This is a genomic window from Nodosilinea sp. LEGE 07298, assembly GCF_015207265.1.
Taxonomy (GTDB): Bacteria; Cyanobacteriota; Cyanobacteriia; order Phormidesmidales; family Phormidesmidaceae; genus Nodosilinea.
Map to the genome: position 1 here is coordinate 1 of NZ_JADEXE010000118.1, position 18484 is coordinate 18484.

The window sequence follows — 18484 nt, forward strand, 5'->3', positions numbered from 1 at the left end:
CATCCTCAATGCCATGGTGGCCCATGACACCTTATGGCAAGCCCCAGCTTGCTCTCTGCCGCCAGCCGCCACCCCCGTGGCAGCTACTACATAGCAGGGTGAGCTTGACGATCAAGATAATCGCTACGCAGGCTCCATCGCATCTCAAGCCGTCTTATCTATTTAAAGAATCTATATATCTAAGGGCTGAGCGTGGCCTACTTAGCCCTGAGGTTCAAATTCAATGCGTTAGGCTGCACAAAAGCGCAGTCTGCTAAGCCCTGAGGTTTCGCTATCGCTTTACCCAACCATTCACCTACTCGCTCCCCGTAAACCCCGATCCCCCAATCCTCATGCGTAATCTTCAAACCCTCACCAACCAACCCTTCGACCTAATTGTGATCGGCGGCGGCATCAACGGTGCCGCCACTGCTCGGGATGGAGCCTTACGGGGGCTTAAAACTCTAATTATTGACAAGGGCGATTTTGGCGGCGGCACCACCAGCTGGTCGAGCCGCCTGATTCACGGCGGGCTGCGGTATTTAGAATATTTTGAGTTCCACCTGGTGCGCGAGTCGCTGCACGAGCGGGAGGTGCTGCTGCGCAATGCTCCCCACCTGGCCAAGTCGTTGCAGATGACGATTCCAATATATCGCAGCGGGTCGCGCAGCTACCGGATCATTCAGGTGGGCATGGTGCTCTATGACGTACTTAGCTACGACAAATCGCTGCCTAACCACCGTATGCTGTCGCGTAAGACGACCCGACAGCTGTTTCGCGCCATTGATGCCGATGAGCTAGCGGGGGCCGGTCAGTACTACGACGCCCAGGCTGAGCATGCCGAGCGCCTGTGCTTTGAGAATATTCTAGATGCCCAGCAGGCCGGGGCCGTGGCCCTCAACTATGCCCAGGTGGAGGACATTCATCTGGCGAACCGGCGGATTACCGGGTTGACCTGCCGCGATCTGCTAAGCGACGACACCTTTGAGGTGACTACTCACGATAAAACGGTTGTGGTTAACACCTCTGGCCCCTGGGTCGATGCGGTTTGTGGCCTAAGCGAGTCGCCCGTTAGTAAGGGGCAAAAAATTGGCGGCACCAAGGGCAGCCATATTATTGTCGATACCTTCCCTGGCGCACCGAGTACGGCCCTCTATGTGGAAGCAAAATCTGACGGGCGGCCCTTTTTCATCATTCCCTGGCTGGGCCAGTACCTGATCGGCACCACCGACGAGCGCTACAACGGCCCCCTCGACAATATCAAAGCCGACGATGCTGAGGTGGATTACCTGCTCAAAGAAACCAATGCCGTGCTGCCCGCCGCCCATCTCACCCGCCAGGATGTGCGCTTTACCTATGCCGGGGTGCGGCCTCTGCCCTACGCCGAGGGCAAAAAGGCAGGCAGCATTAGCCGCGCCCACATTCTCCACGACCACAGCAAAGAAGGGGCCGAGAACCTGATTTCGCTGATTGGCGGCAAGCTCACCACCCATCGTCAGGTAGGCGAAGAGTTTGTGGATGTGGCGTTTCGCAAGCGTGGCGAGGCAGTGCCCGCTTGCCCTACCCACAAGCGATCGCTGCCAGGAGCCATTTTGTTAGACGATCCTAGGGTGGGCCAGTGGCACGATCGCTACCGCCACCGTATTCCTACCGCCGTGCTCGACCACCTGATCGGCATCTATGGGGCTCGCACTGAGGAACTGCTGGCCCTAGTCGATGAGCACCCCGCCCTGGCCGAGCCAATTGTCGACTACGCCCACGACATTCAGGCTCAGATTGTGTTTGCGGTGCAGGCCGAGATGGCCCATACCTTTGACGATATTCTGCGCCGCCGTACAACGGTAGCCATGCACCGCAACTACGGCTTTGACGCGCTACCCGTAGTATCTGAGGTGCTGCGCGAGTACTGCGGGTGGAGTGAAGAGCAGTGCGATCGCAATATTCGCACCTACCACCAGTTCATGGAGACCAACTGCATCCCCGACTATGCCCTGAAGCAGGAGAGTCCTTCATTGCAGACCGCCTAAGGGGAGTGGATGGGTAGAGAGTGGATGAGTAGGAAGTAAGAGGTCTCCCTTGCCCCTCACTCACTCATCCACCCCCTTACTCATCCACCCATCCACCTATCCACCCACCTACCCATCCACCCATGCTCACCGCCACCCAGACCGCCAACCAAATCTTTGAAACCTATAAACACCGCCAGGTTACCCTCGCCATTCTCGGTGCTGGGGCCTGGGGCAAGGGCTTGGCCCACATTGCCAGCAGTAACGATCACACCGTGCGTCTGTGGTCGCGCAGCGGCGATCTCTCGCTCGAAGAGGCGGTAGATGGAGCCGAGGTGATTATGTCGGCGATCTCAATGAAGGGGGTGCCAGAGCTAGTGAATCGGCTGAAGGGGCTGAATATTCCAGAAACCACTGTGTTTGTGACGGCGACGAAGGGTCTTGACCCCGAAACCACGCTGACCCCATCGGCGATTTTTCAGCGGGCGTTTCCGAACCATGCGGTGGCGGTGTTGTCTGGCCCCAACCTCTCCAAAGAAATTGAAGCGGGGCTGCCTGCCGCGACGGTGATTGCCTGCGCCAATGAAACCGCTGCCGAGGCCGTACAGCACGTGTTTGCGGGCGAAAACTTTCGCACCTACCGCAGCGCCGACCCGCTGGGAGCCGAGCTGGGCGGCACGCTGAAGAACGTGATTGCGATCGCCGTTGGTGTGTGCGAAGGGCTACAGCTAGGCTCAAATGCGCGATCGGCCCTGATCACCCGCGCCCTGCCTGAGGTAATGCGGATTGGCACCCACCTGGGCGGTCAGCCCGAAACCTTTTTGGGCCTCTCGGGCCTGGGCGATATGCTGGCCACCTGCACCAGCGTGCTCAGCCGCAACTACCGGGTTGGCTATGGCCTAGCCCAGGGCAAACCGCTGGAGCAGATTCTTGGTGAACTGGGCAGCACTGCTGAGGGGGTAAATACCGCCTACGTGCTGCACGATATTGCCCAGCGCGAGCAGATTTCGGTGCCGATTTCGCAGCAGGTGTACCTGTTGCTCAAGGGCGATATCTCTGCCGAAGAGGCGGTGGCGGCGCTAATGGAGCGCAAGCTCAAGGCCGAAGACTATCAAGAGATTTTGCAGGGTGAGTGACTGGGATGGTGAGTGGTTTTTAGGTTAGGCTAAACTTACACGCGCTAGCGGATTTTGTAGCCATGAGTGTTGTGATCTCAGACGAGATTTTAGAAGCCTCTCAGCTGACTCCTGGCGAGTTTCGTCAAGAGATTGCTTTGCATTTTTTCCAGACGGGCCGCTTAACGTTAGGCTATGCTAGCCAGCTCGCAGAACTGCCACTTAATACGTTTCGCCAACTTCTAAAAAAACGGAATATTCCTCTCTACGTCTATGATGTTGAAGATTTCGAACTGGATTTGAAAAACCTTCAGTCTTTGGGGCGGCTGTGATCGTTATTAGCGACACATCAGCCATCACGAATCTAGTTGCTATTCAACATCTGCAACTTCTACCACAACTCTACAATCGAGTTACTATTCCTGAAGCGGTCTACCGTGAACTGACAGAGGTTAATCCTCCAGTGCCAGGTACCCTTGAAGTAAAATTGGCTCCCTGGATTGAAATCAGGCCAGTGGTGAACCAGAATGTTGTAGAGCGTCTTAGGCTGAAGGCGAGGTTGGACCCTGGAGAATCTGAGGCGATCGCTCTTGCTCTGGAGCTTAACGCAGATTTGTTATTAATTGATGAGCGTCGTGGCCGAGCTGAAGCTAATCGATTAGGGGTAAAAATTACTGGCTTGCTGGGGGTTTTGGTGGAGGCAAAGCAGAAGCAGCTAATTTTTGCGGTTAAACCCCTCATGGATGCCTTGATTGCAGGATGTGATTTCAGAGTATTTACCGCTTTGTATGCCCAAATCTTAGCCATTGTAGGTGAGGCATAATTGGATACTTCAATACTTTTTAAGTCTTTGCTGTGGATTAGGGTTACAGCACGGAGGCACATAAACTATGCAAATCTGGGTTGATGCGGATGCTTGCCCGAATGTGATTAAAGAGGTTCTGTTTCGGGCAGCTAAACGAGTGCAGGTTAAGACCACTTTAGTCGCGAATCAAGAATTGCAGATTCCTGGGTCTGACTACATTGAGGCGGTGCAGGTGCGATCGGGTCTGGATGTGGCTGACAACTATATTGCCCAACAGCTACAGCCTGGCGATTTAGTGGTTACGGCGGATATTCCTTTGGCGGCTGATGCGATCGCAAAGGGAGCCTATGCCCTCAACCCGCGCGGCGAATTTTACGACCAGGGTAATATTCGCGAGCGCCTATCGATGCGAAATTTTTTAGATGAGCTACGCAGCGGCGGGGTAGAAACTGGCGGACCGCCACCGTTTAGCCAGCGCGATACCGAAGCATTTGCTAACCAGCTCGATCGCTTTTTGACTCGGCATGGTTTTAAACAGTCGTAGAGTGCTTCGCTGATACACCCAGCATGCCCGATTCAGAATAGGACCGGCTTGATTCGCCTCAGAACATCTTGCAACAACAGGTCTGGGCAGTTAGCAATGAGCTGAGCGTTTCTAGCTCTAAAGTCGAGCGATCGCAGCTGGTCAGCCATAATTACCCCAGTAACAGGACTGCCCGCTGAAATCTGGACATAAAAAGGGTTTTGGCGCTGGGTATTGCTAATGGGGCAAACAAAGGCAAATCCCATTTTTGAATTAAAGCGATCGTGGCTTACTACTAACGCAGGACGATTGCCCATTTGCTCATGCCCAGCTTGAGGATCAAAGCTGAGCCAGATAAAGTCGCCGCGCTTAGGAACGTACACTACCAAGCCTCGTTACCAACGGGGCCGCCCCAGTCGAACTCTAGTTCAGGGGGTTCAGTGACTTCGGCCAAAAGCTCGTCGAGGCTCATCTCGGGAAGGGCTTGCACTGGGGTGATGACTAGCTTGCCATCTTCGACTGAGCACTCTACGGCATCGTTAAGCTGGAGATGCAGCGCTTCATGGATATATTTAGGGATCCGCAGTGCAAGCGAGTTACCCCATTGGCCAATCTGAGTTTTCATCGGGTTGTCTCAGCGCAAAAGGCTTTTCGGATATCCAAAGTATATCATTTTGCCAAGGCCAGCTCAAAATCCTTGACGCGATCGCTCAAGCTGAAGGTCTAGGTTGCTCTGACAGAGATGCATAAACTGCTCTCTGGTCAGGCTGCGGGTGAGTTCGTCTGGGTTGAGAACAGTAGTCATAGGAAACGCTGCCGTTGTCAGCTGGAGAGGGCACGTTGCTGAAGACGCTTAACTGGCTCTAGTTTATTCAATTTCAGTTACAGATAGCTTCAAGAAACTTGCTGATTTTGCTAGCGTTCTTGTAACTCCATCATCCAAGTACGGGTACCAAATATCCCATTTAATAATCCTGATACTGTAAAATCAGCATCTAGCTTTTCCCAGTGCAATCCTGTGCCACTAGGGGTAACTTCTACCATGGCTAGATCTTCTGGTGCGGCACCATTTATCCCTTGAGCAATATCAGGAGGAAAACTAAAAACTGCTCCATTATTTAAACGCACCACGATTAGGTGATTCTGTGAATCATAACTAACGTCTATTGCCTGTGGCTCTATTCTGGCGGCTTGCACCGCAGCATCTCTAGCTCTTCGGAGTGCGGCTAAAAATTGAGCTTCATCTGCTTGATTAACCATGAATCTCTATCCAACGCTGCAATAACTCAACTTGATGCTCAACAATGATCTCTAGCGCTCTTCTAGCATCTTTATTACTCATATCGTACAGTTCTAAAAGTTTAGGATTAGCTAGGCTGACTCCCAGCTCTATCTTGGCTTCGCCACCGCTCCTGAAAACATGAACATGGGCTGGAATGTGGTCATCGTAATAGATGCGAAAGCTAAACCCGTCTTTTCTTAAAACCGTTGGCATAGCTTTATAGTACGAAATTTGCCTTGTAATTTGCTCGTCTTGTCATAGCTTCTTACCAATACAGTTGAGCTTTTGGGGCACATCTAGTACATTATTTCTTGCGGGGAATGGTTTAGGCGGGTTGTGCGAGAGGTACCAGCTCTTGCACAACCCTAATCATTCCGGACTTATCGTGACTAAGCCGAAATGCCTGAGCCTATTTTAGGTCAAGCCTTCGGTACGGCACCCTTACGGGATGCTCTAGGCGGTTCCCCGTTTTCTTTACCGAAGGTGAACACCCATAACTTACGAATTTCAGCTGCCCGTGCGCAACCAAGAACTGGTGCGCCTGATCGCGATCGGTGACCACGGTGCCGTGCGCGACACCATTCACCAGCTCGGTGCTCTTGGCTATGCCGACCCCGATCGCTGGTCTAGGCTCATGCCCACTGGCCGCGAAGGCGAGTACCTCGCCATCCACACCCACCGCTACGCCCCAGCGGCAGAGTAAACAAACAAAAGCCCTGGAGAAAAAGTTGCTCCGGGGCTTTTGCTCTAGGTTGCTTCCCCTGCCTGTTCTAGAGCAAAGTCAATCACCGTTTTGCTCAGGCGAATTTTCTTGGCGAGCATTCTGGCGATCGCATCTTTGACCGAAAAACTAGGGTTGTGGCGCTTGGCCTTAAGCAAAATGCCCATAGACCCCGTTAGTGATAAGCCACTGAGCCTTGCTACTCGCCGACCAATAGCTTCATCAATACAAACTGTCTTCAGCCCTAGATCTAATGCGAGTTGAATGACAGATGCCTCACCTAAATCGAGCGTGTTGAGTAGCAAAGGTGAGAGAGCCAGCGCCGAGGATTGTTTTCTGAGCCAAGTAGCTTGTTCAAACTCAGCCACCGCAAAGTTGCTGGAGCCGCCCTTGCTCAACTCTTGGCAGACTTCAAACGGCACATGTACTTGCTCGTACAGTGCTGCGAGGGGTTCTAGGTTTCCCCATGCGGCTACTAAAGCAATTAGTGGCGAGGTATTGATGACAATCTTGTCGGTCTCAGGCATTGGCCAGGTCAGAGGCTAATTCTTCTTCCGTGAGATCCACTATATTGACGCCATAATCGGCCAGCCTCAACAAAAAGCTAACCCTGTCTACCCCGATTAAACTGGCTGCCATTCCTGAGGAGAGGCGCTTTAGTTCGAACAGTTTGACAGCCATAGCCCACTTGGCCTCCAGCTCAAACTGTTCCCGTGTGCGCCCCACCGCATCTGGAAATGTCTCAGGATAGTCAACCACAAGCTGTAGCGTCATAGATCATTTCCAAGTTTGCTCAGTAAACCTTTGCGAAATTCGTTAGCGGCTTCTAGCCGGGAGGTTTGGGCTAGCAACACACAGCGGCTCAGCAGAGCCATATCCAAGGTTGCGAGTTCTGAAATTTCGCTGCGGTCAATGGCCTCGTACCCATCGCTTCGCAGCCTGTGTAGGCTAAACACACCATCTTCCCAGAACCACACTTCGGGCACTCCAAGCGCTTGGTAGCGCTGGAGTTTGCCCATGCCACCGCTGGTAAAGACCACTTCAATAGCCAGGTCAGGAATCGGTTTTGACGCACCAAAGCAATAGGATTCATCAGCTTGAGCCGAGACTTCCCCTTCTTTTTCCTGGGTCATAGAGCCGGTAGGCTCAAACTCGATCGCATTCTCCAGGCAAAACAGACCAATCAAGAAACCGATCAGCCGACTAAACATTTCGTGGTCGCGCCCTGGCATCAGAATCTCGATGGTGGTGTTGTAGTAACCCAGCCGCACCCCCGGCGACTCAGCAAACCCAGCCTGAACGAGCTTGAACTGCTGCCAGCTCAGGCCAGCGTAAACCACACGCTGATCGTTAGTAGGAGGGGTAAGCAGGGGAGCAGACATCATGGCCACGGTCCTTCCGGCGCGATACTTCCGGTGCAACATCGCACAACCCTATCGTAACCAAGCCCTTTGACTGGCGGCACAGCCATTCTCCCCATTTGGCCCCACCTCTATTAAATCGACAGACCCAGCCGCAGACCCAAGAAGGCGTGGACAAACATTACCGCTAGGGCAACGCTGCCCAGGTAGGCGTGGGCGGTACGCAGAGATGCTTTGCCACCGCCAAACTTAGTAATCGAAATGGCCCCATTGAGGGCTAGCAGGCCAATCACCAGGCCGCCCGTCCAAAAATGGGGGCTTTGAAAGATGTCTTTCTCCTGCATGACCAGCGACAGCACCCCGCCGGTATAGCCCAGGCTAATAAAGGTAAACATCCACAGGGCCAGACGCTTGTGGGTGTGGCGGTTTTCAGCTTTTTTCTGAGGGTCATCGTCGCCGATGCGGCCTTTCCAGCCCATGTAGGCGGTAAAGCTACCCATGACAAAAATGACGATGCCCATCATGGCCGGGTGGCCCCAGTGCACAATCGGTTCCGGGGTGCCAAACCCAGCAAAGAAATCGGCAATGGGCTGCAAGTAGCCGCGAATCGTAGAAACCATGGTCATCTCCCAACAGAGCAGTGAAAAGCGCCATCCCTAAGGTGCCACATTTTCTCTACCGAAAGGAGGAGGGCCAGCGCAACCCGACACCAAAAGTTATGTTATGAAATTGTGTCAAAAACGACTCCTAAGATCTTAATCGTAAGTGAAAATCTAAAAATACTTACTAAACTAATCCTGTGGAGCTTGATGACCTTGATATTAAAGCTTTGTTGCTGCTCTGTCAGCGGGGCCGCATGACCTGGGCGGAGTTAGCAGGGCAGCTGGGGCTATCGGCCCCAGCTGCCGCCGATCGCGTCAAAAAACTCGAAGAGCGTGGCATTATCACCGGCTACAGTGCCCGGCTCGATGCCGAGGCTCTGGGGCTAAATCTGACGGCGTTTATCTCGGTAACGCTCGACCAGCCGCGCCATCGGGAGGGCTTTTTGGCGGCGGTGCAGGCGGCGGCAGAAATTTTGGAGTGCCACCACGTTACGGGCGACGACGATTACCTGCTCAAGGTGCGCTGCCGCCACACTCGCGCTCTGGAGGCGCTGATTACCGATGGGCTAAAGGCGATCGCGGGGGTAGTCAAAACCCGCACCCTGATCGTGCTCTCGACGGTGAAAGAAACCCAGGTGCCATCGCTAGATCATTTGAGCGAGTCCTAAGGAGGGGCTGATGGAAGGTTGGGCATTGTTAAAAGGAATGGGGCTGGGGCTGGCGATCGCAGCCCCAGTCGGCCCCATTGGCTTGCTCTGCATTCGCAGGTCGCTCACCCAGGGCCAGCTAATGGGGCTGGTGACGGGGATGGGGGCAGCCACCGCCGATGGCCTCTATGGCTGCATCGCTGGCTTTGGGCTGACGGCGATCGCCGATCTGCTGGTCAGCCACGCCCAGGCCATGCAGCTCATGGGCGGCCTATTTCTCTGTTATTTAGGCGTCACCACACTGCGGGCCGACCCTGCCAGCGAGGCCGCCAAGCTGTCCAGCCGAGGGCTGTGGGGGGCCTACGCTTCTACCCTGGTCTTGACGTTAACTAACCCCGCGACTATTCTTTCCTTCATTGCGATTTTTGCCGGGCTGGGTCTGGTGGGCAGCAGCCAATCGTGGGCAGCCTCATTGACCCTGGTTGTCGGGGTGTTTTTGGGGTCGGCCCTGTGGTGGCTGTGCCTGAGCTGGGGTGTAACGCTTTTTAGCCAAAGGCTGACACCAGCCCGGCTGAAGTGGTTAAATCGGCTGGCCGGTGCGGCTATTTTTGCCTTTGGGGTAGTGGCGATTGCGCTCACCTTCAGGGGCTAGGCTCCAAGTTCCACACGCCAGGTACTGCTTGTGACCATGCTGCAAACACATCGGTTTTCGTCTGTATCGCCCCGACGGCCTGTAGCCTGGAGACGGTGGCTGAGTGCGGTGCTGGCCCTGGTGCTGGTGAGCTGGCTGGGAATAACGACTGTATCTAACGCCCAGACAGCCCCGTCCGAACTGGTGGCCCAGTCCATAGAAGACTTGCAGAATAAGCAAAAAACGCTCGAACAGCAGCGCAACCAGCTTCAGCAGCAGCAAAACGAAATTCAAAACCGCCAGGCCGATTCAGAATCTAATCTGCAAAGCCTGGAGAACAATATTGTCTACACTGCTAACCAGATTAGCCAAACTGAGTACCAGCTTAGCCAGGCTGAGAAAGAACTCAAAGACTTTGAGGCCCAGCTCCAAAAGGCCGAAGAGGACTACGAAAACGTCCGTACCGGCACCGTAGCCCGCTTACAGTATTTACAGCGGCAGCAGGGGAGCGAGGGTTGGGCGGTGCTGCTACAAAGCCAGAACTTCAACGAATTTCTCGATCGCCAGTATCAGCTCAAGCGGGTCTACGCCGCCGATCGCCAGGTGCTGGCCGACCTCAAGGCCAAAGCCGAAGCGATTCAAAAGCAGAAGGCTGCGGTCGAAGAAAAGCGCAACCAGGTCGCCCTGCTGAGGCAGCAGCTCCTCTCCCAAAAGCAGCAGTACGAAGCCGAAGCCAGCGTAGAAAAACAGCTGATTTCTCGCCTCAAAGACCAGCGCGGTGCCCTAGAAGCCGCTGAAGCCCAGCTCGCCCGCGATTCGGAGCAAATCGCCGGGCTAATTCGCCAAAAAATCGCCGCCAGCACCGGGGTGATTCGCGGCACTGGGCGGTTTGTATTCCCTGCCAATGGCAACATCTCTAGCGGCTTTGGCAACCGCCGCCACCCGATTCTGGGCTACAGCCGATTCCACGCGGGCATCGACTTTGCGGCCAGCCAGGGCACCCCAATCTACGCCGCCGACTCGGGTCGGGTCATTTTTTCGGGCTGGTACGGCGGCTACGGTCAGACGGTGATTATTGACCATGGCGACGGCATCAGCACTCTCTACGCCCACGCCAGCCGTTTGATGGTGAGCGAGGGGCAGGCGGTGCAGCAGGGGCAGGCGATCGCCGCCGTTGGCTCCACCGGCCTCTCTACCGGCCCTCACCTGCACTTTGAGGTGCGCCAGAATGGTAATCCGGTGAATCCGGTGGCTTATTTGTAGGCAAGTGGGCGGGTAGGTGAGTAGGAGGGTAGACAGGTTTTGACACAGGTGAGGACGCTGCACCTACCTCCAACTCACCCACATTACTCGCCTACCCATCCACCCGCCTACCCATCCACACATTTACCCCAGGCTTTTCTTCACATGCTGCATAATCTTCGCTTTGCGGGGGTCTTCGCTCTTGGCGGGGGTCACGCCGCTGAAGTTGATTTTGCTGGTGAGAGCAAGGTGCTGCTTAATTTGGTCTTTACTGGCCATAGAGATACCTCAGGGTTAGGAACGACAGGAAAAGCTTGAATTTACAAGGGTTTGACCCCCATAAATTAGCCTTGGAATGGGCATTCCAATTTTATTCTCCCTGTAGACAATTTAGTACATGTGCCCAGGGTTACTGCAAGTCCTTACAATCAATGGCTGTATAGCAATAGTTAGGGATGGTGTTGCTGCTGCCCCTGGCTTGCAACTACCTGGAGAGACCTGGTGTTTAACCTGCGTACTGTTCTATTTGCCTTCGTCTTGCTGGCGCTGCTGCTGCTGCTGGGGCGCTACCTCAAGCAGCGCATTCAGTGGTTTCAGCGACTCTACCTGCCGTCCTCAATTGTAGCCGGGGCGCTGGCGCTGCTGCTGGGGCCAGAGGCGCTAGGGGCGATCGCAACGGCCATATTTGGCCCTGACTCTTTACTAGCGGGCGGTCTGTTCGCCGAAGATATCCGCACGGTGTGGGCACAGGCCCCGGGGGTATTTATTAATGTTGTGTTTGCAGCCCTGTTTTTAGGCGAAACGATTCCGCCGCCGCGTGATATTTGGCGAAAGGCGGCCCCCCAGGTGGTCTTTGGCCAAACCCTGGCCTGGGGGCAGTATGTAGTGGGCTGCCTGGCCACCCTGCTCATTTTGATTCCGCTGTTTAATGTCAACCCCATTGCCGCCGCCCTGATTGAAATTGGCTTTGAGGGGGGCCACGGTACCGCTGGGGGCATGGCCGACACCCTCATTGACCTGGGCTTTACCGACGGGGCCGACCTGGCCATTGGTCTGGCGACAGTGGGCATTGTCGCTGGTATTATCTGCGGTACCGCCCTGGCCGACTGGGGTCGCCGCAAGGGCCATATAGATACCGTTACCCGTCGGGTGATTGAGCCCGAAGAAATTCCTGACCTCAACGTGGTGGCTGAAACGCCAGAACTGCGGCAAGAGCGGGCACGGCTGCTGCGCAACCTGCTGGTTGACCCGCTGTCGATTAACTTTGCCATTGTCGGGCTAGCGATCGCTATCGGCTGGCTGATTTTAGAGGCGCTGAAGTTTGTCGAGGCAGCGACCTGGGGTGGTGAGGGCGGCTTTGCCCTGTTTACCTATGTACCCCTGTTTCCGCTGGCGCTCATTGGCGGCATTATCACGCAGTCGATTCTTAACCGACTGGGGCTGGGATCGCTAGTGATTCGGCCCATGGTGCAGAATATTGCTGGGGTGGCGCTAGATGTAGTGGTCATTTCTGCGATCGCCACCATTTCTCTCAGCGTCATTGGCGGCAACTTGGGCGTCTTTCTTGTGCTCAGCGTCGTCGGTATTCTATGGAATGTGCTGATCTTTTTGTGGTGGGCACCACGCATTTTTCCCAGCTATTGGCTTGAGAAAGGCATTGGCGACATGGGCCAGTCGATGGGCGTTACCGCCACGGGCATTTTACTGCTGCGCATGGTCGACCCCGACAACAGCACGGGTGCCTTTGAAGGCTTTGCCTACAAACAGCTCTTCTTTGAGCCCATTGTTGGCGGCGGGTTGTTTACTGCTGCGGCCCCAGCCCTGATTGCCCGTCTGGGCCTGCTACCCGTGCTGGCGATTACCGGCGGGCTGCTCATTTTCTGGTTTGCGGTGGGCTACCTGCTGATTCGGCAAGAACGTCGTCGCCCTTCAGCTAGCAGCGTGTAGAGCCCCTCGGCTAGCAGCGTATAGAGATAGAGAGGAATGGTCGCGACCTACCTGACCCAACGGCTATAGCTGTGACCAGTCTGGTTAAGACAGGTCTCCTATGAACGTTCAAACGTTTGAACGTTCATAGGGTTTCTGGATGTCCTAACCAACGTGACTATGGCTATATTCCTCCCTCACATCTGGCGGGATCCTTAATTGTGACAAGGAAAATCAATACTTATCATAAGTATTCCTAATCAAAAGCATAGATAATTTATGAGCTAAATTTCTCTTAAGCTGAAGGTCTAAAGGTAGAATTTAGCTTGATTTTAGCTTTGGACGGCATTATGTATCATGGCAGACTCTGGAACTTCTCCGATTAGCGAAAACTTTGATTCTCTACCGCGCGAGGTTAGGGTTGATAACCTCCGCAACGTGCTTGAAACTTTGCAAATAGCCGATGAAATCGCTAAACAGGGTTACTTAATCACCAGTTCAGAACTTGCCGATTTAATGGATGTGAACGCTAGCGCCGTTACCAGCCGGGGCGAGTTTTGGGCCTGGCGTAACTGGTCAGTATCGCGAGTGCGGCGAGAAGGAAACCAAATTCTCTGGCAAATCGAGCGCATTGATTAGTGATTTCGGTAGGTGATTTACAATTTGCCGAGCTGCAAAGAGGTTCGGCAAATCTCTTACTTCCCTGACATTTGACCCTAGTTGGTCGTTCCCAATTCGTTAGGCGAGCAGCACATAGCCTCCGGAATCTTGCGCTAATGCTTCTACCGGGTCTCATCCCTTTAACTGAGGACGGCTGCTGCCTCCGGGGGCTACCACCTAACCGCTTACTCGCTTACTCTCGCTCCCCTTAACCACTCCCGCAGCACTGGCAGCACAGGGCAGGGGGTGGCGACCTGCACATTCTCAGGCTTGCTCCAGGTAAAGGGGGCCTGCTGAGCCGCCGACATCCACAGCAGGCGCTTGGCTCGGGTCATGGCAACGTAGAGCAAACGGTATTCTTCGGCGGCTTTGAGGTGTTTGGCCTGCTCCCAGGCGGTAATGATGTCGGGAATGCTGCCCCGCTCTTGTTCGGTATCGGCGTGGGCATAGGTGCGAATTTGGGCGCGGGCCACCTCCGCCAGGGTAAAGTCGCCCAAAAACTCGCCCTGGGGCGGCACCCACAGAGTGCCAGGGATGGTCTTGTCGTGCAGGAAGGGCAAAAACACCACGTCCCAGTCGAGCCCCTTGGCCTTGTGCATGGTGATCAGCGTCAGCTGCCCAGGACGGGTGTAGAGCGAGTCGGTATCTTCAGTATCGACGGCGGTAAAGCGCTCGGAGCCGACGATGTCTTGCAGCACCGCGATCGCCGCCCCCAGCGTGTTGTCGTTGCGAATTTGCTGGCTGACACGGGCGGCCAGCTTGTCGGCGGTGGCTAGCTCGCTCTGGTTGTAGCCCAGGGTGAGGCCAATGAACGAGAACAGGCTGTAGGGGGGCAGTTCGAGGCGCGATCGCAGCAGCCCCGCGCAGTAGCGCCGCGCCGTCCGTGCGGCATCAGTATCGGGTGGGGCATCCAGCGGGCCGGGGTAGAGAAACTGCTCAGGCGCTTGGGCCAGGGCGTTGAGGTCTTGGGTGGGCACCCGCTTGCGATCGACCAGTACCCGCAGCGCCCCCTTGAGCATGTCTGGCGAATGGGGCCGCTCGATGAATCTCAGCAGGGCGAGCATTTCTTCGGGCACTTTGGTCTGGCGGTCTTGTTCGCCCACGTCGTAAAACTTCAGCCCCATCGCGGCCAGGTCTACCCCACCCACCAGGTCAGGATCGCGCAGCAGGTTACCGACAAACTGGCTCTGGCGACCCTCTCGCACCAAAATGGCAAAGCTGGTATCGGGGTTCTCGGCGTAAAGATCTCGCACCCGCTCGGCCATCAGTCTGACAGTATCTAGCGTGGTGGGCGGCGAGAGAATGTCTAGGCCAACCCCCAGTGGGTCAGGGTTGGCCCCCGGCTGGGGATCGTTGGGGGGGACCGGAGCGATCGCCTGGTTGCGAAAGGGCGTCTCTGGCCCCGCCACCCGTGCCTGGTTCACCCAGGCCAGCATTTGGTTGGCCGCCGCCATAATGATGCCGCTGCTGCGCCCGGCCTGATCCATCGTCACCAGCCGATCTTGGCGGCGGCAGTCGTCGCAAAACTGGTTGAAGAATACTGGGTCCGCCGGGGTAAACGTAGAGTTGATCGCCTGGTTGGGGTCGCCCACTCGCACTAGATTGGGCTCGCCATCAGGATACTCAGGATCACCGGCCAGCAGGGTTAGTAACCGAGTCTGCAAGGGCGACGAATCCTGCGCTTCGTCTTCAAACACGGCGAAAGTGCGCCCCTGCCAGAAGCGGAGGCTGTCGGGGTCATCCAGCGTGCGCAGGGCACCTAAAATCATGTCGTCGTAGTCGATCCAGCCCCGCTGCGAGAGCAGAGCCTGGTAGCGCTCGTACAGACCCGCCGCAATGGTAAGCACGTCGTAGTCTTCGACATCCCCCGGTAGATTGTGGTTGACCTGTTGAGCTAGCTCTAGCAATTCAGCGGGCATCAACCCCGAACTCTTGGCCTCGCGAATTACGGTGTGGGCCAGGCTGGGCAGCACCTCTGTACGCAGCACCGACTGCCGCCTGAGCTGCTCAGTTTCCTCACCGTCGAACTGTCGCCCCTCAATCAGGTGGTGGTAAAGGTCGGGGTTGGCGACAATCCACTGTTCTACGCAAACCCTCAGCAGGCGGTTGTTTTGGGCAGGCGAAACCAGCGTCAGTGTGTCTAGGTTTAGGTTAGACAGTTCTGGGTTGCGGGTGGCAATGGTAAGCGCCAGCCCGTGCAGGGTAGAAACGGTAAAGCTAGTTTGGGGCAGGCCCAGGTTTTTCAGATGGCCCCGCACCTTGGCCTTGAGGTTGGCCGCCGCCGATCGCGTAAAGGTCACCAGCACCAGCTGCCGATTCAGGTGCAGCTGGTGGCGGGCGATCGCGATCGCCGCCGCCGCCGCCATCCCCGTCGATTTACCTGAGCCAGGCACCGCCGACACCGCCAGCCGCCCACCTTCCCAGTCGGCCAACGCCTGCTGCCCCCGCCGTAGCCCGGTGCGAATTTCCCTCAGTGCCGTCTCGCGATCGACGGGTGCTGCCACCATAGGTTTCACCAAGCTGTGGGTTGAAAGGTCGAGTTATTGGCAATGATGACCGTATCGCCGGTTTGTTTGATTACAAACAGACCCCGCTGATAGGCAAAGCGGTCTACCCCTTCGTCAATTTCGATACCGGCTACAGCGCCGTAAATTTGATAGTCGGCGTAGTGGGGGAACGACTGCTTGAAGCGATGCAGTTTACCAATAAAAGCGTATACATCCTTACTGGACAGCCGATCTTTGACCTCAATTACGTATAGGGCATCGTCACTGATAGCGAGCAGACCAATGTCCATCTCGGCTCCAGGGCGCTGAGATCTTGCTTGGCCAATAGTTTCGCAGATCTCAATACCCTGCTCACGAAAGAGACCTACTAACGAGGGTTCAACCAGATTCTCGATAAAAAGCCCGATGGGAGTCGTAAGTGCATCTACGGCGCGGGTAGTGTTATCAACCAAATGACTGAGTTCCTCCATAGCTCGCTTTGCTTCCGCCTGAGCCTCCGTAGCGCGGCGATTAACTTCGGCCTGAGCGGTTTGCGATCGGGCGTAAATGTCGTCAAGGGTGATTGGCTCAGCCATTGTCTGCATCCTGCGGTTGCCTGCATAGTCTCATTATGGGCCAGCCCCGCTGCTATCCCCACGTCTCTATTGGTATGAATAAGCAAGGTCGAGGTTGGCCAAGTGTAGGCTCTACTCGGGAATAATCGGCAGAATTAGCCGGGAGACAGCGGCGGTGTGATGGTAGATCGTCTGGGTCGCCGTCACCGGCTGACGCTCAGTGGGAATATCGCCCCCCGTATTGGGATTGCGGTCAAAGCGGGGGTAGCTGCTGCTGGAGACTTCCAGGCGAATGCGATGGCCTGGAAAGAAGACCTGGCTGGTGGGCCAAAGATCGATCGCGATTTCGGTGGGGGCCTGAGTTTCCTCTAAGGTATTGTCACCGATCGCACTGTCGTAACCTCGCCGCAGAATCCCTTCAGAAACGTTGTAAGCCGTGCCGTCAGGGTAGACATCCACCAGTTTGGCGGTGAAATCGGTATGGGGTGCCGTGGTTGAAACCTGGAGCCGCAGCTGCACTGGCCCAGTCACTTCGATCGCGTCGCTTAGGGGCGGGGTGGTGTAGATCAGCACGTCATCCCGCTGTTCTACTGTGTTTTGGGGCTGAATGCCTGCGTTTGGCCCCAGCATGGCTCCCCCTGCACTGGGCACCGGGTTTTGCGGATCGTAGACAAAGCGATCGCTCCCTTCATCCTCACCCGGCGGCTCCAGACTGAGAACGCCGTCGCCATTGAGAGTATTCGCCCGACCGTTGCTGTGGAGATAGTAGGGCGTGTAGCGAGTACGGGGCAGGGGCCAGGCCGATTCGCCGCGCCAGGTGTTAGCGCCCATGACATAGATCTGCACTGGGTCGGGGTAGGCCGCCTTGGGATTGCCTTTGAGCTGCTGATCAAACCAGGGCAGGCTGGGGCCAATGCTCTCAAAGCGGTAGTTGCGGGGGCGGCTGCCGTCGGGGAAGGTGACGGTGTTGGCGTGGGTCCACGGCCCGATCACCAGGCGGGTGGCCTCGGCGACCGGGGGGGCCGTATGGGCGCGAATTTGTTCAAAGTCGGCTAGCTGGGTGGGCAAAAATGGATCATACCAACCCGCCATCAGCAGGGCCGGAGCCTGAAGCTGGCGGGCGCGATCGGTGCCATCGACCGCTTGCCAGTAGCGATCGCGATCGGTGCGACTGGCCCAGGTATCAAAAAACGGAATGTTCTGCACCGCTCGGTCATCGGCCTCTATCAGGGGCCACCCCTCATAGCCCCGCTGTAGCTCCTCCTGGGGAATGGGAATATCTTGCTGGCCGTAGCTGAGGGTGGCCCAGTAGAGGGCACTTTCTAGGGAAAACGCGCCGCCGGGGTAGAACATGCGGTAAAAATCGGTGCTGCAAATCTGCGGGATTAGGGCCGACAGACCCGGATCGGTCTGGTCGGCCAGCACCCACTGGGTATAGCCAAAGTAGGAGCCGCCCCACATGCCGATTTTCCCGTCGTACCAGGGCTGCTGGGCGATCCACTCTAGCGTGGCCTGCCCGTCTTGTTTTTCGTTCAAAAAGGGCGGATCGTAGCTGCCGCCCGACTCATAGCGTCCTCGGGTACCCTGAATCACGGTGGTGTAGCCATGACTAGCCCAGAGATGGCCAATGGTGCGGGCAAACAGAATATGTTTGATCTTTTTCGAGTAGGGAATGCGTACCAGAATGGTGGGAGTAGCGGCGGCGGTGCGGGGATGGTAGACATCGGCCACCAGGGCTGTGCCGTCGGGGGTAGTCACGGTCACCCGGCGCTCTAGGCGAACGCTGAAGCTGGCGGGCGGATAGTCTAGCTGGTGGCCCACCCAGGCGGCGGCGATCGCACTACCCCGACCAACCAGCAGCAGCAGCAGCGCGGTCAACCCCGCCAGCAGCCACAGCCAGACCCGCTTGTGAAAGAACAGCTG

At 56.0% G+C, this 18484-nt stretch carries 23 protein-coding genes; 11 read left to right on the forward strand and 12 right to left on the reverse strand.

Annotation, left to right across the window (positions count from 1 at the left end; translation table 11 throughout):
• Positions 1 to 332 precede the first annotated feature (332 nt).
• The 5 genes from IQ273_RS16710 (at position 333) to IQ273_RS16730 (ending at position 4449) form a co-directional block, all read left to right on the forward strand.
• Positions 333 to 2006, forward strand: a complete 1674-nt coding sequence (locus IQ273_RS16710) for a glycerol-3-phosphate dehydrogenase/oxidase (RefSeq protein WP_194024304.1) — start codon at positions 333 to 335, stop codon at positions 2004 to 2006.
• 122 nt (positions 2007 to 2128) lie between these two features.
• Positions 2129 to 3121: an NAD(P)H-dependent glycerol-3-phosphate dehydrogenase gene (locus tag IQ273_RS16715; RefSeq protein ID WP_228053224.1), complete on the forward strand. Its 993-nt coding sequence runs from the start codon at positions 2129 to 2131 to the stop codon at positions 3119 to 3121.
• Between the two features lie 62 nt (positions 3122 to 3183).
• Positions 3184 to 3432 (forward strand): UPF0175 family protein, encoded by a 249-nt coding sequence (locus IQ273_RS16720; protein ID WP_194024305.1) that lies wholly within the window; start codon positions 3184 to 3186, stop codon positions 3430 to 3432.
• On the forward strand, positions 3429 to 3923 hold the full coding sequence (locus IQ273_RS16725) for a DUF3368 domain-containing protein (protein ID WP_194024306.1): 495 nt from the start codon (positions 3429 to 3431) through the stop codon (positions 3921 to 3923). The genes IQ273_RS16720 and IQ273_RS16725 overlap by 4 nt, the downstream gene beginning before the upstream one ends.
• 67 nt (positions 3924 to 3990) lie before the next feature.
• Positions 3991 to 4449, forward strand: a complete 459-nt coding sequence (locus IQ273_RS16730) for a YaiI/YqxD family protein (protein ID WP_194024307.1) — start codon at positions 3991 to 3993, stop codon at positions 4447 to 4449.
• A gap of 32 nt (positions 4450 to 4481) precedes the next feature.
• On the opposite strand, the gene IQ273_RS16735 is transcribed toward IQ273_RS16730, so the two are convergent.
• The 4 genes from IQ273_RS16735 to IQ273_RS16755 form a co-directional block, all read right to left on the reverse strand.
• Positions 4482 to 4811, reverse strand: coding sequence for a type II toxin-antitoxin system PemK/MazF family toxin (locus IQ273_RS16735; RefSeq protein ID WP_194024308.1), 330 nt, complete (start codon positions 4809 to 4811; stop codon positions 4482 to 4484).
• The gene (locus tag IQ273_RS16740; protein WP_194024309.1) at positions 4811 to 5053 is read right to left on the reverse strand and encodes an AbrB/MazE/SpoVT family DNA-binding domain-containing protein; all 243 of its coding nucleotides are present in this window, start codon (positions 5051 to 5053) and stop codon (positions 4811 to 4813) included. The genes IQ273_RS16735 and IQ273_RS16740 overlap by 1 nt, the downstream gene beginning before the upstream one ends.
• 290 nt (positions 5054 to 5343) lie before the next feature.
• Positions 5344 to 5688, reverse strand: coding sequence for a DUF2442 domain-containing protein (locus tag IQ273_RS16750; protein WP_194024310.1), 345 nt, complete (start codon positions 5686 to 5688; stop codon positions 5344 to 5346).
• Positions 5681 to 5923: a DUF4160 domain-containing protein gene (locus IQ273_RS16755; protein ID WP_194024311.1), complete on the reverse strand. Its 243-nt coding sequence runs from the start codon at positions 5921 to 5923 to the stop codon at positions 5681 to 5683. The genes IQ273_RS16750 and IQ273_RS16755 overlap by 8 nt, the downstream gene beginning before the upstream one ends.
• A 304-nt stretch (positions 5924 to 6227) precedes the next feature.
• Between IQ273_RS16755 and IQ273_RS16760 the strand changes: the two genes are divergently transcribed.
• A complete protein-coding gene (locus IQ273_RS16760) occupies positions 6228 to 6413 on the forward strand; it encodes a hypothetical protein (protein WP_313898154.1) in 186 nt (61 codons plus the stop codon).
• A 44-nt stretch (positions 6414 to 6457) separates the two neighbouring features.
• Here the strand turns inward: IQ273_RS16760 and IQ273_RS16765 are convergent, their stop codons facing one another.
• The 4 genes from IQ273_RS16765 to IQ273_RS16780 all read right to left on the reverse strand — a co-directional run bounded on the left by IQ273_RS16765 (position 6458) and on the right by IQ273_RS16780 (position 8412).
• On the reverse strand, positions 6458 to 6958 hold the full coding sequence (locus IQ273_RS16765; RefSeq protein ID WP_194024312.1) for a DUF3368 domain-containing protein: 501 nt from the start codon (positions 6956 to 6958) through the stop codon (positions 6458 to 6460).
• Positions 6951 to 7205: a UPF0175 family protein gene (locus IQ273_RS16770; RefSeq protein ID WP_194024313.1), complete on the reverse strand. Its 255-nt coding sequence runs from the start codon at positions 7203 to 7205 to the stop codon at positions 6951 to 6953. The genes IQ273_RS16765 and IQ273_RS16770 overlap by 8 nt, the downstream gene beginning before the upstream one ends.
• Positions 7202 to 7816, reverse strand: coding sequence for a Uma2 family endonuclease (locus tag IQ273_RS16775; protein ID WP_194024314.1), 615 nt, complete (start codon positions 7814 to 7816; stop codon positions 7202 to 7204). Before IQ273_RS16775 ends, IQ273_RS16770 begins: the two co-directional genes overlap by 4 nt.
• Before the next feature lie 110 nt (positions 7817 to 7926).
• Complete coding sequence (locus tag IQ273_RS16780) at positions 7927 to 8412, reverse strand: DUF4079 domain-containing protein (RefSeq protein ID WP_194024315.1); 486 nt, start codon at positions 8410 to 8412, stop codon at positions 7927 to 7929.
• A 179-nt stretch (positions 8413 to 8591) separates the two neighbouring features.
• Here IQ273_RS16780 and IQ273_RS34830 point away from each other — a divergent pair, with 179 nt between their 5' ends.
• From IQ273_RS34830 to IQ273_RS16795, 3 genes are read left to right on the forward strand one after another with little or no spacing between them, the layout of a single operon-like run.
• The gene (locus IQ273_RS34830) at positions 8592 to 9062 is read left to right on the forward strand and encodes an Lrp/AsnC family transcriptional regulator (protein ID WP_194024316.1); all 471 of its coding nucleotides are present in this window, start codon (positions 8592 to 8594) and stop codon (positions 9060 to 9062) included.
• Between the two features lie 10 nt (positions 9063 to 9072).
• Positions 9073 to 9693 carry a LysE/ArgO family amino acid transporter gene (locus IQ273_RS16790; protein ID WP_194024317.1) on the forward strand — a complete coding sequence of 207 codons (621 nt, stop codon included), beginning with the start codon at positions 9073 to 9075 and terminating at the stop codon, positions 9691 to 9693.
• 36 nt (positions 9694 to 9729) lie between these two features.
• Positions 9730 to 10935, forward strand: a complete 1206-nt coding sequence (locus tag IQ273_RS16795; RefSeq protein ID WP_194024318.1) for a murein hydrolase activator EnvC — start codon at positions 9730 to 9732, stop codon at positions 10933 to 10935.
• A gap of 123 nt (positions 10936 to 11058) precedes the next feature.
• Here IQ273_RS16795 and IQ273_RS34435 read toward each other — a convergent pair whose 3' ends face one another.
• Complete coding sequence (locus tag IQ273_RS34435; RefSeq protein ID WP_255534547.1) at positions 11059 to 11193, reverse strand: hypothetical protein; 135 nt, start codon at positions 11191 to 11193, stop codon at positions 11059 to 11061.
• 222 nt (positions 11194 to 11415) lie between these two features.
• Here IQ273_RS34435 and IQ273_RS16800 point away from each other — a divergent pair, with 222 nt between their 5' ends.
• Together IQ273_RS16800 and IQ273_RS16805 are read left to right on the forward strand one after the other, a co-directional pair.
• Entirely contained in the window at positions 11416 to 12861 is a 1446-nt protein-coding gene (locus IQ273_RS16800; protein ID WP_194024319.1) for a sodium/glutamate symporter, read from the forward strand.
• A gap of 336 nt (positions 12862 to 13197) precedes the next feature.
• Positions 13198 to 13479, forward strand: coding sequence for a hypothetical protein (locus tag IQ273_RS16805; protein WP_073610147.1), 282 nt, complete (start codon positions 13198 to 13200; stop codon positions 13477 to 13479).
• A 206-nt stretch (positions 13480 to 13685) separates the two neighbouring features.
• On the opposite strand, the gene IQ273_RS16810 is transcribed toward IQ273_RS16805, so the two are convergent.
• From IQ273_RS16810 to IQ273_RS16820, 3 genes are all read right to left on the reverse strand, one after another.
• A complete protein-coding gene (locus IQ273_RS16810) occupies positions 13686 to 16007 on the reverse strand; it encodes an ATP-dependent helicase (protein WP_194024320.1) in 2322 nt (773 codons plus the stop codon).
• A 5-nt stretch (positions 16008 to 16012) separates the two neighbouring features.
• Positions 16013 to 16582 (reverse strand): hypothetical protein, encoded by a 570-nt coding sequence (locus IQ273_RS16815; protein ID WP_194024321.1) that lies wholly within the window; start codon positions 16580 to 16582, stop codon positions 16013 to 16015.
• Positions 16583 to 16693: 111 nt separating this feature from the next.
• Positions 16694 to 18484: CocE/NonD family hydrolase (locus tag IQ273_RS16820; RefSeq protein WP_313898155.1), on the reverse strand; the 1791-nt coding region annotated here is incomplete at its 5' end.